Raw genomic sequence first — 16,445 nt, forward strand, 5'->3', positions numbered from 1 at the left:
AAGGAGGACAATATAATGTTTAAGAAAGTTTGTACTTTGTTTTTAGCAGTAACTATGTTATTTGTATCTGCAGTACCTGCTTTGGCAGCGGATAACAATGCCCAGGAAGCAGCATCGGCGACAAAGCCCTTAATTACTGTGGAAAATTTATTAGATATAGCAAAAACTCCCGAAGATGAGTCTCTTAGCCGTGGAGCATTTGCTGCAATGCTGGTTTATGCTGCGGATATTCCCACATCTGAAATCGATGAAAGCGAAAATCTTCCATCAGATTTAGATGCTGGCGCGTGGTATGCCGGCGCAGTCAAGGCGCTTTGGGATCGTAGTATTCTTAATGGTTTTGCCGGCAATGCTTATCCGGAAAGGCCTATTACAGGCATGGAAGCTTTAGCGCTGACAGCAAGAATGCTTGGAATTCCTGAAGATGTAATATCTGAGGGGTCGGGAAACTCTTCTGATGAAGAAAGCGTAGATTATGAGTTATATTCCTGGATAATAGACCAAAACTTTACACAAAAAAATATTAATTCTACTGATGAACTTAAAGCCGGTGATGCGGCATCATTATTGGTTAATGTTTTTGGTATCGACGAAGATGCAAAATCAATAATTGATATGGCAAATGAAAAAAGTAAGGATATCAAATCATTCCGCGCTGATGGCGACATGCAAATTAGAATGGATATGTCAGCCGGGGATACCCTTATGGAAGGACTTGAAGTAGCATCAACTTTAAACATGGAATATACAAAAGACGCTTATCATCAAAAGATGACTCAGACAATAAAAGGTCTTGAGGAAAGCATAGATTTGGAACAGTATATAGACAAGGACTACATTTACACTTTAACCGATACAGGAGAAGGCGAAGCTGAATGGACAAAGATGAAAAACTTTATGCCAATGCTTTTTGATGAAGATTTTTTAACACAGCAGCAGGACTGGGCCAAAGATATAGAAAACATAGCTTCCTATAAGCTTTTGGGTAAAGTGACGATTGACGGAAAAGAGTATTACAAAGTAGCAACTTACTCAAGACTTGAAGACTTAAGTAAGATTTTCAGCGCAATTCCCGGATTTAGCGAAGAAGAAATTCCAGGTTTAGAAGAAGCAGAAAATATAGTGAAGTTTATCGCTGTAAGGGGCATAAACTATGTAAGCGTTGAAGATGGATTAACAAGCAAAGCAAAAGCAAGTGCTACGGCTTTATTTAATGAGGATGCTCAAAAGGACAGTCCTTTGGCTGTAAAAGCACTAGAAATGTCCATGAATTACAATTACCATGACTACAATGCCGATATTGAGATAGAGATTCCTGATGAAGCTAAAAATGCCGAAGAAGTAAATTTAGAAGAACTTCCAGAGGAAGCGCCTCAAGAATAGAATTGTGTTATATAGTGCGGCATCTGACGTAATAAAGATGCCGCATGCAATTATTGTAAGTTGGATCTGAATTATTCGAAAGGAAGATCTATATGCTTAAGCGCGCAACATCAAACAGGATTATTGCCGGTTTACTTGCGTTAATGTTTACGATATCGATGTTTGTTCCATTTAAGCCGTGTGATGCCGCAAGCGATATTAAAGTTTTATTAGACGGTGCAAGTCTCAGCTTTGACGTGCCTCCCATTATTGAAAACGGTAGGACACTGGTACCTTTTAGAAAAATCTGCGAAGCTCTTGGAGCTGAAGTAGAATGGGATGAGGAAACAAGAACCGTTGCGGCGTTTAAAGATAATAAAACGATACTTTTGAAAGTTGGAGAAGACACTGCATATATAAACCAAACCCCGACAAAATTAGATACGGCACCTATAATAAAAAACGACAGAACCCTCATTCCCTTAAGATTTCTCAGCGAAGCTTTTGGGGCTGCGGTTAATTGGGACAACGGTCTTAGAACAGTTAAAATAAGTACTTTGCCTGAAGAAAAGCCTTCAAAGTACATAATGGGCTACTATTATTCACAGTCATATGAGGATTTTCTAAAAAACGTCGACAAAATGTCGGCTGTGGCAGCTAAGTGGTATACTTTGGATGAAAACGGCAGCTTGATTAATAAAGACACCTTGCGGTATATAAATGTTCCGGAAGGTTATGACAGCGTAATTAAAACTGCCAAAGAAAACGGTGTAGAAATCCATATGCTGATTTTTGAAAATAATGCTACCAGGCTAAATAAAGCACTATCAACTCCTGAATCTAGAACAGCCCTAATAGATCAAATAAGCAAGATGGCAACAGACGAGGGTTTTGATGGTGTAAATATTGATTTTGAAGCTGTGACAGCTTCAGGAAAAGATCAATTTAATGAATTTATAAAAAGTCTTTATGCAAAATTGAAAGCTCAGGGAAAATCATTAAGTCTTTCGCTTCCTGTAAAAACAGAAAGTGTTGACTGGAGGCCGGGATACGACTATACAACTCTCGGCAAATATGCCGATTTTGTAGTGCTTATGGCCTATGATAAGAGTCCAAGCGTGCCAGGTCCTCAATCGGGAATCGATTGGGTAGAAGAAGTTGTAAATTACGCGACAGCACGTATTCCTGCAGAAAAGATAGTGCTTGGTATTGGCTGCTACGGATACGACTGGGTAAATGGAAAGAGAAGTTCTGTTATTGCAAAAAATAATGGTACAACTTATCTTGAATTTGCAGATGACCTTTCCGAAAAATATAACTTAACTATGAGCATTGATCAAACTTCAGGACTTCTTAACGGAAAATATACCGATGAGAATGGACAGATACACGAAGTTTGGATGGAAAGCGATTATTCAATAGATGCGAAGGCCAAAATGGTTTTACAAAAGGGCTTAAAAGGCATTGCCATATGGAGATTAGGCTATACTACCCCATCGTTTTGGGATACCTTAGCAGACAATTTTAAACCTGTGAAAATGAATTAACATACATCTGTCTTTATCTGTATATTGTGTAGCAAATTAAGACCCTTATGTGACTAGGGTCTTAATTTATATCTTAGCTGATAAGCTTGTGAATTTAATCGTTATCATGGATACAAATCTTCTTAAAAAAATGTTATAATGTACAGTAAATTGTGTGGAGGTAGATATATGCGCACCATAGCCTTGGTAGGAAGAAGCGGCACAGGGAAAAGCCACAAAGCTCAGTGGGTCGCTCAAAAAAATGGCATAGAGTTCATAATAGATGATGGAATCCTTATAAAAGGGAACAAAGTTCTTGCAGGCCGCTCAGCGAAGCGAGAGAGTACCAAAATCGGAGCTATCAGGTGTGCTATATTTCAAGAGCCGGAACATGCAGAGGAAGTAAAAAATAAAATTGCAGAATTAAATCCTGAAAGTATCCTTATATTAGGCACTTCTTATTCAATGATTGAAGTCATATGCAAAAATCTTGACCTGCCTTTGCCTGAGCGAATCATCAAGATTGAAGATGTTTCATCGAAACGCGAAATAAGCACAGCTCTCAAAATACGTGAGACTACAGGTAAACACATTATACCAGTGCCAACCCTTGAAATTAAGAAAGACTTTTCCGGTTTTCTTTTAGATCCTCTGCGCATTTTTAGAAAAAAGGGAAAGGCCAAGCCTGCAATGCTGGAGGAAAAATCTGTCGTTAGACCTACTTATAGTTACATGGGAAAGTATACCATAGGCGATACAACAATAAGTCAAATTGCACTATATACAGCTCAGCAGGTTTGTGGTATTGGCAGTGGAGGAAAGGTTTTTGTAGAAAACAACAGCGAGGGAATAAAACTAAAACTTGAGCTGTCTATTGAATATGGCAGTGATATGCAAGAAGTGCTCCGTAAAGTGCAAAAAAGAGTAAGAGAAATTATTGAACACATGACAGGTCTGAACGTTCTAAGCGTTGAAGTAATTGCTAAACGCCTTTATTTTACTCAAGATCCGAGAAAAATAAATCAAAAAATTTAAGGAGGCTTATTATGTTCAAAATATTATCCAGAGAAGATCTTGCACCATCTATTAAGCAATTTATTGTAGATGCGCCGCTAATCGCGCAAAAAGCCAAGCCGGGGCAATTTGTCATTTTAAGAATCAAAGAGGGAGGAGAAAGAATTCCTCTGACTATAGCGGATTATGATGCAAAAGCCGGCACGGTGAGAGTTGTGTTCCAAGAGGTTGGCAAGACAACAAAGGAACTTGGCACTCTTAAAGAAGGAGACTTTCTAGCTGATTTTGTGGGCCCTCTGGGAAAGGCAGTGGAGTTTCCGAATCACAAGAGAGTGCTTGGAATTGGCGGAGGATTAGGAGTTGCGCCGCTTTATCCAAAGCTTAAGATGCTTCATGAACAAAGAGTCGAGGTAATAAGCATTATAGGTGCAAAAACCGCTGATATGCTTATAATGGAAGACGAAATAAAGGCAGTAAGCGATGAAACATATATTTGTACAGATGATGGTTCTAAAGGCCGCCATGGCTTTGTAACTGTAGTACTTAAAGAACTGCTGGAGAAGGGCGAAAAATTTGATGAGATAATCATAATAGGCCCTGCAATACTTATGAAAATTGGAACTGAGATTATAAAACCTTACAACATACCGGTAATGGTAAGCCTAAATCCGATAATGGTAGATGGGACAGGAATGTGCGGCTGCTGCAGAGTAACAGTGGGCGGCGAAACTAAGTTCGTATGTGTAGATGGCCCTGCTTTTGACGGAACTCAAGTGGACTTTGATGAGCTTATGAAGCGGTTGCAAACATATGCAACTGAAGAAAAAATAGCCCTTGAAAAGTATGAAAAAGAAAGAGGTGGGTGCCGATGCCATCAATAAATAAAAGCAAAGTCAAAACTCCAATGCCGGCTCAAGATCCAAAGGTTCGGAGCAGAAACTTCAACGAGGTAGCTCTTGGCTATACTGAAGAAGATGCAGTAAATGAAGCTGCCAGATGCTTAAATTGTAAAAATCCCACATGTATGCAGGGGTGCCCTGTTCAAGTTCAGATACCGCGATTTATAAAGTGCATAAAAGAAAAAGATTTTGAAAGCGCTATAAGCATAATAAAAGAAACCAACAGCCTGCCTGCAATTTGTGGTAGAGTTTGTCCTCAAGAGGATCAATGCGAGCAAAAATGCATTTTGACAAAAAAAGGAGATCCGGTAGGAATAGGAAGACTAGAAAGGTTTGCCGCTGATTGGGAAAGGGAAAAAGGAGTAAAAATTCCAGAAAAGCCTAATCCCATCGGCAAAAAAGTTGCCATAATAGGCTCAGGCCCTGCAGGCCTTACCTGTGCGGGAGATCTTGCAAAACTAGGTTATGATGTTACGGTGTTCGAAGCTTTCCATGAAGCCGGAGGAGTTTTGATTTACGGCATACCCGAATTCCGTCTTCCTAAAGAAATTGTAAAACAAGAAGTGAATTTCTTAAAGGAACTTGGCGTAAAAGTTGAAACAGATATGGTAATGGGCAAAGTTCTGACAGTGGATGATCTTTTTGAAAAAGGATACGAAGCTGTGTTTATAGGAACAGGAGCAGGACTGCCAAAATTTATGGGTATCCCGGGGGAGAATTACTTAGGTGTTTATTCGGCCAATGAGTTTTTAACAAGAATTAATCTTATGAAAGCTTATAAATTCCCGGAAACTGATACGCCTGTAAAAGTAGGCAAAAAAGTTGCCGTAATAGGCGGTGGCAATGTAGCAATGGATTCTGCCAGATCTGCTTTAAGAATGGGAGCAGACGAAGTTTACATTATTTATAGAAGGTCAGAAGCAGAAATGCCGGCTAGGAAGGAAGAATTTGAACACGCAAAGGAAGAAGGCATTATTTTTAAATTCCTTACAAACCCGATACGCATAATCGGCGATGAAAAGGGCTGGGTAAAAGGTGTTGAATGTATCCAAATGGAGCTGGGCGAGCCTGATGCTTCTGGAAGACGCAGACCAGTTCCGATTAAAGGATCTGAGTTTACGTTAGATATGGATACAGTAGTTATTGCTATAGGAACCGGACCAAATCCCCTTTTAATCCAAGCAACCCAAGGCCTTGATCTTAATAAATATGGATATATTGCAACAGATGAAGATGGAAGAACTTCAAAAGAAGGAGTTTGGGCTGGCGGAGATATTGTAACAGGTTCCGCAACTGTAATACTTGCAATGGGAGCCGGAAAAAAAGCGGCACAGTCTATAGATAATTACTTAAAAAATAAATAAAGCTACTGAAATAGAAATAAATTTTGTTTCGATGTCTCTGCGTGTTAAAGGGTTTGAATCAGAGGAGAGATAACGATGAAGATAGGTGTACCTCGGGCGCTGGCTTATTATGCTTACTATCCATTTGCAAAAACCTTTTTTGAAAAGCTTGGTTTTGAGGTAGTAGTGTCAGATGAAACCACGAAAGAGATTATGGATTTAGGCGTAGAGGATGCAATCTCAGATGCCTGTGTCCCGATTAAATTATTTCATGGACATGTGCGTAATCTAAAAGACAGGGTTGATTATGTATTAGTCCCGCGGCTTGTGAGAATTAAAAAAGAATCTACTTTCTGCCCCAAATTTCTAGGACTTCCGGACATGATCGCATGTTCTATTTCCGACTTCAAGAATATGTTTGAAGTAAGAGTAGATATACCGGGAGGAAGAGTTGACTTACTGAAGCTGTGCATGAAAGTGGGACGAAAATTTAAAAAAGGATTTTTAAAGACTTATGCAGCTTATTTAAAAGCTTTGTCAAGTTTTAAAAACTATACTTATCAGTTTTTACAAGGCGGTATACCGCCCCTTGGAATTGTAGCTCAAAAAAGAAGTAATCCTATACACCTTGCTGTTGTGGGCTACCCCTATATGCTGTATGATTCTTATTTAAGTCTTGATCTTATAAAAAAGTTGATAAATATGGGCGTTTACGTGGTAACACCTGAAATGCTAAGTAAAAAGGACAAGCAAAAACAAGCCGGCAAACTCAAAAAAACACTTTTTTGGACATTTAGCAATGAGGTAATAAGATCTGCATACTATTTTTTTGAAAATAAAACTGTAGACGGAGTAATACATGTTACAGCTTTCGGATGTGGCCCCGATTTTATAGTTGACAAAATGATGGAGATAGATGCTAAAAAATACCAAATGCCATATCTTACCATTACTCTCGACGAGCAAAGCGGCCAAGAAGGTCTAAATACCAGACTGGAGGCTTTCGTAGATATGCTAAAGATAAAGAAAGAAAAGAAAGAGGCGGTAATGGTATGAGAAAAGTTTCGTTTCCATGCATGGGAACATCCTATATACCATTTGAAAAACTGCTTAAGGCATTCGGAAATGATGTGATTGTTCCTCCAAGACCTACAGAAGAAACAATCAGCTATGGCACGAAGTATGCACCTGAGTTTGCATGTTATCCATTTAAAATAGTCTTAGGAACGTATGTTCAAGTTTTGGAAAAGGGGGCTAACACCCTTGTATCCTCAGGCGGCGTCGGGCCATGCAGAGCAGGCTTATATACCACTCTTCATGAGAAGATATTAAAAGATTTAGGTTATGAATTTGAAATGATTACCCTTGAACCGCCCGGCAGGCACCTGAAAGATCTAATTGAAAGTATAAAAAAATTAATAAATGTAAAGCTGAGCATAAAAGATTATGCAACTATAGGACGCTTTGTATGGAAAGAATTAGTCTTACTTGATAAGATTGAAAAGTTATCGCATAAAGTAAGGCCATTAGAAGTAAAAAAAGGTGAAACTACCCAAACATACAAGAAATGCGTTGACATGATTGCGAAAGCTGAAAAATATAGTGAGCTAGTTGAAATAGAACATGAATCGGAGCGCCTTTTCGATTTAATTGAGAAGAAAGATTATGACCCTATAAAAATAGGTATTGTTGGAGAAATTTATGTACTTTTAGAGCCTGCTTCAAACCTTGAAATCGAGGAGATGTTAGGGGATTTAGGTGTGTATGTGGAGCGCTCTATGTTTCTTTCCGGATATACCATTTCAAATGCAGTATTAGATTTATTTCACATTAAAGGCGACAGAGACGCTAAAAAAATGGCTGCTCCTTATTTTAAAGAGATGTGCGGCGGCCACGGCAGGGAATCAGTAGGCAATTCTGTAATATTTGCGAAAAGAGGTTTTGACGGGGTGATTCAGCTTTCGCCTTTTACCTGCATACCTGAAATAGTTGCAAAAAGCATCCTCCCAAAAGTGTGTAAAGAACATGGTTTAGGTTTTCTTAGTATCAACTTTGATGAACAAACAGGGAAAGAAGGTCTTAGAACTCGACTGGAAGCATTTGTAGATCTGCTTGAGGCGAAACGAGAAAGGCTGGAATATGTTCCGACAAAATCAAAAATCGCAAAGGAGGTGAGCTGATGTCTCATTATTTAGGGGTTGATGTTGGCTCAGTCAGCACTGACCTTGTTTTGATAAACGAAGACGAAGTTGTAGAAGAGTCAATTTATATAAGGACACAAGGCAACCCTATCAAGGCTGTTCAGGAAGGAATGAGGCAGCTTTCCTTTAGGAATAAGGGAAAATGGGATGTAAGAGGTGTAGGAACAACTGGCAGCGGCCGCCAACTTGCAGGGGTGATTGTCGGTGCTGATATAATAAAAAATGAGATAACTGCCCATGCTGTAGCAGCTTTAAGAGAAGTTCCGGATGTTCAAACAGTGCTTGAAATTGGCGGTCAGGACTCTAAAATTATAATACTTAGAGACGGTGTTGTAACTGATTTTGCGATGAATACAGTATGCGCTGCAGGAACAGGTTCTTTTCTTGACCAGCAGGCAAACCGCTTAAATATACCTATTGAAGAGTTTGGAAATTATGCGCTAGAGTCAAAAAATCCTGTCCGAATAGCAGGCAGATGTGCTGTTTTTGCTGAATCAGATATGGTTCATAAACAGCAATTAGGCTATAAAACCCAGGATATTATCCGTGGATTGTGCGAAGCTCTTGTAAGAAATTATTTAAACAATATTGCAAAGGGCAAAGAAATTCGGCCTCGCATAGTATTTCAAGGCGGCGTAGCAGCTAATGCCGGTATGAAAGCGGCATTTGAAGAAGCCCTTGGCGAGGAAGTTTATGTGCCAAAATACCATGACGTAATGGGGGCCATAGGGGCAGCACTGCTTGCAAAACATGCTAAAATATCTAAAACAAAATTTAAAGGGTTTGGTCTGTCGGATATGCATTTTGCAGCGGATAGTTTTGAATGCAGCGGATGTCCGAACCACTGCGAAGTTGTCAACATAAAGATGGAAGGCAAAGTAATAGCCCGCTGGGGTGATAGATGTAACAAGTGGAAAATTGTCGATGATGGTGTGGCGTAATTTATATAACTTCAGTTTGATTAAAAATAGGCGCTTTAAATGCTGCGCCTATTTTTGTTGTTTAATATAATTATTTTTCACTGTCAGATAAGTAACTTTTATATCCGATAGCCTCTAGCTTTTCAGCCTTAGCACACACATCGGCCTTCATATTTTCTTTATATTTTTTTACTGCGTCCCTTATTACAGGATATTTAATTCCGAGTATTTGAGCGGCAAGCAATCCTGCATTTGCGGCGTTGTTTATAGCCACGGTGGCTACTGGCACTCCTGCAGGCATTTGCACAATTGAAAAAAGCGAATCCAGCCCATTTAAGGTTGATGTTTTAACAGGAACACCAATTACCGGAAGAGGAGTAATAGCCGCTACCATTCCTGGAAGATGAGCAGCGCCTCCTGCGCCGGCTATAATAACTTCAAGTCCCTGAGATTCTGCGTATCTTGCATAGTCAAACATTCTTTGAGGAGTCCGATGAGCGGATACAATGGTCATTTCATAGTTTATGTTAAACTCTTCCAGCACTTTAGCTGCTTCTTTCATTACAATAAGATCGGAATCACTTCCCATAATTATGCCTACCAAAGCTTTATCACTACTCATTTTATCCCTCCGAAATAACTTTTATAGTCTTTCTTACTGTCTCGGCTTTTTCTAAAGCCCTGTTTAAATCTTTATCAACTATTGTTATATGTCCCATTTTTCTATAAGGCCTGGTTTCTTTTTTGCCATATATATGAAGGTTTACGCCGGGGATGCGCAGTATATCTTCCACTCCCTCAAAACAGGGTTTGCCTTGATAGCCTTCAGCGCCTAAAAGATTAACCATTACAGCAGGTATTATAAGTTCAGTGGAACCTAAAGGCAAGCCGGTAATTGCCCTTAGATGCTGTTCAAATTGAGATGTTATGCATGCTTCAATTGTATAATGTCCGGAATTGTGAGGCCGTGGAGCAATTTCATTTACAAGGACTTCTTTATCCGATGTCAGAAACATTTCTACACCAAAGATACCAACGCCGCCCAGAGCCTCGACACATCTTACGGCAAGCTCTAAAGCCCTGTTTTTTATTGACTCTTCTACACGTGCGGGAGCCACGGTATTATCACATATATTTGCCTTCTGGTCAAAGGTCATCTCTACAACAGGATAACACTTTATTTCTTTTTTTGTGCTCCTTGAAACCATAACCGCAAGCTCTTTTTCGATTGGTACAAGCTCTTCTAGAAAAGATTCTCCCATTGATGAATTCTCTAAATCCTCCGGTTTCTCGACAACACATACGCCCCGTCCGTCGTAGCCGCCCTTGCATGCTTTTTGCATTGCAGGAAATCCGAAGTCATTTATGGTTTCCACAAAATCATCATTCAGCATTACCCATCGGGCAGTAGGTATGCCATTTTTATTTAGCATACGCTTTTGTTTTGATTTATCTTGTATTATTTCCAAAACCTTTGGAGAAGGCAATATAGTATGACCTTCTGCAACTAGTTCATTTAATACCTGAGTATTGATATGTTCTATTTCGAAAGTTGTAATGTCACTACATTTTACAAGTTCGCGTATTTTATCGTCATCATAAAACCCACCTACGATTTGATGATCTACCACTGAAGAGGCAGGGCATCCCGGGGTGGGGTCTAATATATTCACAGTAAAATTAAATTTCTTTGCCTCCTGAGCCATCATTTTTCCCAGCTGGCCGCCGCCTATAATGCCAATTTTAAAGTCCATCGAATGAGCCATAAAACATTTTCATCTCCTAAATCTATACTTACTTTGAAAACATTATATCACAATAAGGATTTCTTTTATACTGTTTATGGCGCTGAAAACAACAGGTTTTATGAGCCCTTTTGCAAAGTGTGCTATAATTAATATAAATCTTAGTTGGAGGTAGTAAGTATATTGGATTTATCAATCGGTCCCACTTATGTGGAAATTAATTTAGATATTATAGGGAAAAATGTGCGCAGCATAAAAAAACTCATCAGAGACAAGAAGCTGCTTGCTGTGGTAAAGGGCGATGCCTACACTCATGGCATAGTAGAAGTTTCTCAAACAGCCTTAGAAAATGGTGCATCGTATCTTGGAGTGGGAAGACTAGAAGAAGGAATTTTTTTGCGAATGGCGGGCATAAAAGCGCCTATTTTAAATATGTGCTTAAATATGAAAGGGCAGGAAAGGGAACTTATTGAATATGGCATAACTCAGACGGTATGCGATCTAGATTCAGTTAAAAGAATATCGGATGAAGCTGCTAAAATTAACAAAATTGCAAAACTTCATCTAAAAGTCGATACAGGAATGGGTCGAATAGGTGTTTTCCCGGAAGAGGCAGTTGATTTTGTGGCAAAAGTCGACGAGATGAAAAATGTAGAGCTGGAAGGTATTTTTACTCACTTTGCAACACCCCATGATCTAGAGTTTATGAAATACCAGTTAAGTCTGTTTATAAAGGTTTTAAATGACATTGATACCAGTGGTTATCATATACCAATAAAACACTGTGCATCAAGCGCTGCAATTACTGCGCTGCCAGAAACCTATAAAAAGTTTGATATGGTAAGACCCGGCGATCTTATATATGGAGTCTATAATTCAGAAGAAGATAAGAAAGTAATAGATATTAAATTTGCTCAAAACTTTAAGACGCATATAATATTTTTAAAGAAGGTCGGCCCCGGCGTAAGCATAGGTTATGACAGAACTTATACTACTAATAAAACTACTATTGTTGCTACACTAGCAGCTGGGTATAATGATGGTTATACAAAGCTTTATTCAAATAGAGGAATTGTGCTTGTAAGGGGCATGAAAGCTCCGGTGATTGGCAGGGTATGTGCTGACCAAACAATGATAGATGTTACTGACATCCCAAACGTCAATGTGGGAGATGAGGCTATTTTGTGGGGAAGACAGAAGGATAAAATAATTATGCCTGTTTATGATTTTTTGCTAATGAGCGACAAGTCTAGAGTTCCTAAGATATTTATAAAAAATGACAGAATATGGAAGATAAAGAGTATGTTTGGCGAGAAATTTTTCCAGGCTTAAAAATCAGCCAACTTTACACCATTTTAATTATAAAACCTCAATTTTTGAGATATAATAAGATTGAGGTGATTTTAAGTGTTTGAGCTCCTGTCGAAGATCTCAAAATTTGTTTTCATTTTTCTCATTTACTATTTCCTATTGAATTTCTTAAGGATAATGATTGCTGACTTAAAAGAAGAAAAAACTCATCCAAAGGCAACCGGGTTTGTGCTTGTAGAAGAAAATGGAAAGATATATCCGCTCTTTGATATAAACACAATAGGGAGAGCAAACGATGCAGATATTATTATAGATGATCCATTTATTTCCAGTAAACATGCCCTTATCGAAAAAAGAGGCTCCAAGATGGTTATCCGTGATTTGAACAGTACCAACGGTACCTTTGTAAATGGCAAAAGAGTCAAAAAAACCATCAGATTAAAAGACAATGACCAAATTGTTTTAGGCAAAAGAAATTTCACATTCTTAAGAGGTGAAAGGCTTGAAGCCCCACGCTGATATTATTTACAAAGAAAATATGGCGATAATTGCTCTTATAGGGATAATAGCATCCTTGGTCTTGTCCTTTTATAACGGCACTTTTTCACCGATACCTGTATACGGTGAAATGATTTTTATTGCTATTATGGTCAGCGGTTATATCTTTACAAACCTGTTATTTCCACAACAAGATCCGGCCTTGATTCTGCTATCAAGTTTCATTGTCCAGCTCAGCCTTATAATGCTTTATAGGATAAATCCTTATTCTGCTGAGCGGCAGCTTATCTGGTATGGATTAGGAGTGGCTTTATTTTTTATAAGCACCCTTGCGTCTAAAGCCTGGGTTGAAGTAAAAATTGGAGACTTTTTTCTTTTTGTTATAACTGCCCTTTTGCTGCTTTCTCCGCTAGTTTTTGGGGTAGAGCGCTGGGGCTCCAAAAGCTGGATAGTATATAAAAAAATCTCATTTCAGCCTTCAGAACTTGCAAAAATTACCTTCAGCCTTTTTTTAGCAGATAGTTTAAAAGATAGAAAAATTAAAAACCCACTGCAGTTTTTTGGACAAATCCTGGTAATCCTTCTTCTTTTAGCCGCGGCCCGAGACTTGGGAGGAGCTATGATATTTTATTTTACAGCACTTGCGGTTATTTTTGCGGCAACTTCAAGGCTTGATATTGCGGCAGCAGGAATGCTTATGGCGTGTATTGCAGGATTGGTAGGTTATAAGCAGTTTAACCATGTCAAGGTTCGAATAAAAGCTTGGCTAAACCCATGGGAAGATGTGCCGGGCAAAGGGTATCAGATTGTTCAGTCTCTTTTTGCAATAGCTGAGGGAGGTTTTTTTGGTACAGGTTTAGGCCTTGGACACCCGGATTATATCCCTGCTGTTACAACGGACTTTATCTTTTCGGCATTCTTCGAGGAGTTTGGCTTTTTGGGAGCCTCGGCATTAATCGTAGTTTATTTGCTATTGATATACAGGGGAATAAGAATAGCTTTGTCAATAAATAACGGCTTCCTGAGTCTTGCTGCGTTGGGAATTACAACCTTTTTCGGCATACAGATTTTTACTATAATAGGCGGCGTGATAAAGCTTATACCAATGACAGGAGTTACTCTTCCTTTTATGAGCTATGGCGGCAGCTCCATGGTGATGAGCTTTGTGTCCATAGGAATATTAAATGGCATAAAAATCAGAGCATCAAGTGGTGAAAGCAATGGATAAGCTGGAGAGAAATATAAAGTTGATTTTTTTAGTATTCAGTATACTTTTTATTTCACTTATTTTATACTTAACATATTTTACTGCTGTTGAAAGAGAAGAACTCATCCAAAATTCTTATAATCGAAGGCTATGGGAGCAAGAAGCAAAAGTGATACGAGGAAGTATCTACGACAGAAACGGCAAAGTATTAGCAGATACGCAAGTTGAAAACGGTGTAAAAAAACGAATATATGAAGGAGGAGAAGCTATCGGTCCTTTGATAGGATACTCAGATGAGGTTTTAGGAAGAGCGGGCCTCGAAAGTATCTTGAACGGTGAATTGTTGGGAATAGCTGAACAAGATCCTGTTACGCTTCTTCGAAAAAAGATACTTGGGGTAGGGGAGAGAGGAAACGATATTCGACTTACATTGGATTTAAACTTGCAAAAAACCGCCTATAATCTGTTTCAGGGCCGTCCGGGGGCATTGGTTGCCCTCGATCCTCAAACAGGGCAAATACTGGCTTTAGTAAGCTCACCGGGGTATGATCCTTCGACAATAAAGCAGGACTGGGATGCTGTTTCAAAAGATGAGGACAAACCTTTATTAAACAGGGCGACTCAAGGACTTTATCCACCGGGCTCTGTTTTTAAGGTGGTAACTCTTGCGGCGGCCTTAACTTATAATCCGAAAGTTGAAACAGAAACTTTCTATACCCCCGGATACATTAAAGTAGATGGCAATATTATTAAAGATGCGGATTACTTAAAACCGGGAAATTATACTTTATCATCTGCCTTTCGATATTCTAGCAATACTGTTTTTATCCAGATAGGTCAAGAAATAGAAACAGAAAAAATGATAGCAATGGCTGAAAGCTTTGGATTTAATAGACAGGAGAAATCCGATATTCCAATAGCCCAAAGCACCTTTCCAAAACCTTCAATTGTTAAAAAAGATGTGGAAATGGCAGAAGCTTTTATCGGTCAAGGAAAAATTTTAGCAACCCCTTTACAAATGGCACGTGTAGCAGCTATTATAGCTAATAGGGGAAGAGAAATAAGTCCTTATATTGTAAAAGAAACAGTTTCTCCTCTAGGTGTGGTAAAGGCAAGGGAGCCATCGGCTAGCTCAAATCAAGTGATTAGTGAAGATGCGGCAGACAAGATTAAAGAACTAATGGTAGAAGTTGTAAAAAATGGTACAGGAACTTCTGCAGCGATAAAAGGAATTGAAGTTGCCGGTAAAACAGGTAGTGCCGAAAATCCCCACGGAAAAGCCCATGCCTGGTTTATTGGATTTGCACCGGCACAAAACCCCCAAATTGCCGTTGCTGTTATAGTAGAAAACGGTGGATCAGGAGGAGCTGTAGCGGCCCCTATCGCACGCAGTGTTATGCTTCAATATTTAACAGATGAAAAATAGCTTTTGTGAAATGCTTAAAGAGGTGGACATATTGAAAAAAAGTCTAATAGCAGATTCTGCACTACTGTTAGTAGCTCTTATCTGGGGCTTGAACTTTGTTATTGAAAAAAATGCTTTGTCGTCAATTACACCTTTCATGTACCTTGGTTTAAGGTTTAGTATAGGCGCCGTCCTTATGGCTTTGGTATTTTATAAGCAGCTTAAGAATGCAAGCCGAGAGGACATTAAAGCCGGCTTAATTGTAGGGACATTTGTAATGTTAGGCTTTATAACCCAAACAGTGGGTCTTTTATATACTACCCCCTCTAAATCTGGTTTTATAACCGGCAGCAATGTAGTCATGGTTCCATTTATCTCATATCTTATTACAAAAGAATTTCCCCAGACGAATCAAATAATTGGGGCAATCCTTACATTTACAGGGCTTGGGTTTATATCTATTGACAAAAACCTTGCAATTGGCTGGGGAGATGTCCTAACGCTTGCTTGTGCGGTGTGCTTTGCACTGCAGATCACCTTTACTGAGCACTATGTGAAACGCGTGAATCCTATAAACATGGCAATTATACAGGTGGCACTTACAGGTTTTGCTACATTGGCTATTTCGATACTTTTTGAACCTTCCGCATCACTGAATTTTGATGCTAAGGGGTGGGGAGCGATTTTGTTCGGGGCAATACTTTGTACAGCAGGAGCTTTTATCGTGCAAAATATTGCTCAGAAATATACAAGTTCGACCCACGCAGCCGTAATAATGTGCACTGAGTCTATTTTTGCAGGCATATTCTCAATTATATTCTGGGAAGAAAAATTAGCATTAAGGACCGTTGCCGGATTTGCTATTGTTATAGCAGGAGTTCTTATAACTGAATTATTTCCCACTATATCAATTGAAGATAATGGGGCAGCTGAAGATACTGTCGGTTAATACTGAGAATAAAAAGAGTATCTTAAAATTATTTGCAAATAATTTTAAGATACTCTTTTTATTCT

At 38.9% G+C, this 16,445-nt stretch carries 15 protein-coding genes; 13 read left to right on the forward strand and 2 right to left on the reverse strand.

Features of this window, described 5'->3' with window-relative positions; translation table 11 throughout:
• The first annotated feature begins 15 nt into the window (after window positions 1-15).
• The 8 genes from BUE08_RS02895 (at window position 16) to BUE08_RS02930 (ending at window position 9,286) form a co-directional block, all read left to right on the forward strand.
• Window positions 16-1,383: a DUF6612 family protein gene (locus tag BUE08_RS02895; protein WP_286680324.1), complete on the forward strand. Its 1,368-nt coding sequence runs from the start codon at window positions 16-18 to the stop codon at window positions 1,381-1,383.
• 92 nt (window positions 1,384-1,475) lie between these two features.
• Entirely contained in the window at window positions 1,476-2,909 is a 1,434-nt protein-coding gene (locus BUE08_RS02900) for a stalk domain-containing protein (protein ID WP_286680325.1), read from the forward strand.
• A 168-nt stretch (window positions 2,910-3,077) separates the two neighbouring features.
• Window positions 3,078-3,923, forward strand: coding sequence for an Asp23/Gls24 family envelope stress response protein (locus tag BUE08_RS02905; protein WP_213996054.1), 846 nt, complete (start codon window positions 3,078-3,080; stop codon window positions 3,921-3,923).
• An 11-nt stretch (window positions 3,924-3,934) separates the two neighbouring features.
• Window positions 3,935-4,783, forward strand: a complete 849-nt coding sequence (locus tag BUE08_RS02910) for a sulfide/dihydroorotate dehydrogenase-like FAD/NAD-binding protein (protein WP_281744080.1) — start codon at window positions 3,935-3,937, stop codon at window positions 4,781-4,783.
• Window positions 4,771-6,165 (forward strand): NADPH-dependent glutamate synthase, encoded by a 1,395-nt coding sequence (gltA, locus tag BUE08_RS02915; protein ID WP_059032788.1) that lies wholly within the window; start codon window positions 4,771-4,773, stop codon window positions 6,163-6,165. The genes BUE08_RS02910 and gltA overlap by 13 nt, the downstream gene beginning before the upstream one ends.
• Before the next feature lie 75 nt (window positions 6,166-6,240).
• Window positions 6,241-7,200, forward strand: a complete 960-nt coding sequence (locus BUE08_RS02920) for an acyl-CoA dehydratase activase-related protein (RefSeq protein WP_059032787.1) — start codon at window positions 6,241-6,243, stop codon at window positions 7,198-7,200.
• Window positions 7,197-8,324 (forward strand): 2-hydroxyacyl-CoA dehydratase, encoded by a 1,128-nt coding sequence (locus tag BUE08_RS02925; protein ID WP_059032786.1) that lies wholly within the window; start codon window positions 7,197-7,199, stop codon window positions 8,322-8,324. Before BUE08_RS02920 ends, BUE08_RS02925 begins: the two co-directional genes overlap by 4 nt.
• Window positions 8,324-9,286 (forward strand): acyl-CoA dehydratase activase, encoded by a 963-nt coding sequence (locus BUE08_RS02930; protein WP_059032785.1) that lies wholly within the window; start codon window positions 8,324-8,326, stop codon window positions 9,284-9,286. Before BUE08_RS02925 ends, BUE08_RS02930 begins: the two co-directional genes overlap by 1 nt.
• 70 nt (window positions 9,287-9,356) lie before the next feature.
• Here BUE08_RS02930 and purE read toward each other — a convergent pair whose 3' ends face one another.
• Window positions 9,357-9,887 (reverse strand): 5-(carboxyamino)imidazole ribonucleotide mutase, encoded by a 531-nt coding sequence (gene purE, locus BUE08_RS02935; RefSeq protein WP_059032784.1) that lies wholly within the window; start codon window positions 9,885-9,887, stop codon window positions 9,357-9,359.
• 1 nt (window position 9,888) lies between these two features.
• The gene (locus BUE08_RS02940) at window positions 9,889-11,031 is read right to left on the reverse strand and encodes a 5-(carboxyamino)imidazole ribonucleotide synthase (protein ID WP_059032783.1); all 1,143 of its coding nucleotides are present in this window, start codon (window positions 11,029-11,031) and stop codon (window positions 9,889-9,891) included.
• Between the two features lie 162 nt (window positions 11,032-11,193).
• Between BUE08_RS02940 and alr the strand changes: the two genes are divergently transcribed.
• The 5 genes from alr to BUE08_RS02965 all read left to right on the forward strand — a co-directional run bounded on the left by alr (window position 11,194) and on the right by BUE08_RS02965 (window position 16,380).
• Window positions 11,194-12,342 (forward strand): alanine racemase, encoded by a 1,149-nt coding sequence (gene alr / locus BUE08_RS02945; protein ID WP_213950816.1) that lies wholly within the window; start codon window positions 11,194-11,196, stop codon window positions 12,340-12,342.
• Between the two features lie 156 nt (window positions 12,343-12,498).
• Window positions 12,499-12,840: an FHA domain-containing protein gene (locus BUE08_RS02950; RefSeq protein WP_273702395.1), complete on the forward strand. Its 342-nt coding sequence runs from the start codon at window positions 12,499-12,501 to the stop codon at window positions 12,838-12,840.
• Window positions 12,824-14,047: an FtsW/RodA/SpoVE family cell cycle protein gene (locus tag BUE08_RS02955; RefSeq protein ID WP_273702394.1), complete on the forward strand. Its 1,224-nt coding sequence runs from the start codon at window positions 12,824-12,826 to the stop codon at window positions 14,045-14,047. The genes BUE08_RS02950 and BUE08_RS02955 overlap by 17 nt, the downstream gene beginning before the upstream one ends.
• Complete coding sequence (locus BUE08_RS02960) at window positions 14,040-15,452, forward strand: peptidoglycan D,D-transpeptidase FtsI family protein (RefSeq protein WP_059032780.1); 1,413 nt, start codon at window positions 14,040-14,042, stop codon at window positions 15,450-15,452. The genes BUE08_RS02955 and BUE08_RS02960 overlap by 8 nt, the downstream gene beginning before the upstream one ends.
• A gap of 31 nt (window positions 15,453-15,483) precedes the next feature.
• Window positions 15,484-16,380: a DMT family transporter gene (locus tag BUE08_RS02965; protein ID WP_213950814.1), complete on the forward strand. Its 897-nt coding sequence runs from the start codon at window positions 15,484-15,486 to the stop codon at window positions 16,378-16,380.
• Window positions 16,381-16,445 lie beyond the last annotated feature (65 nt).

The organism is Tepidanaerobacter sp. EBM-49 (assembly GCF_001896645.1).
Lineage (GTDB): Bacteria > Bacillota > Thermosediminibacteria > Thermosediminibacterales > Tepidanaerobacteraceae > Tepidanaerobacter > Tepidanaerobacter syntrophicus.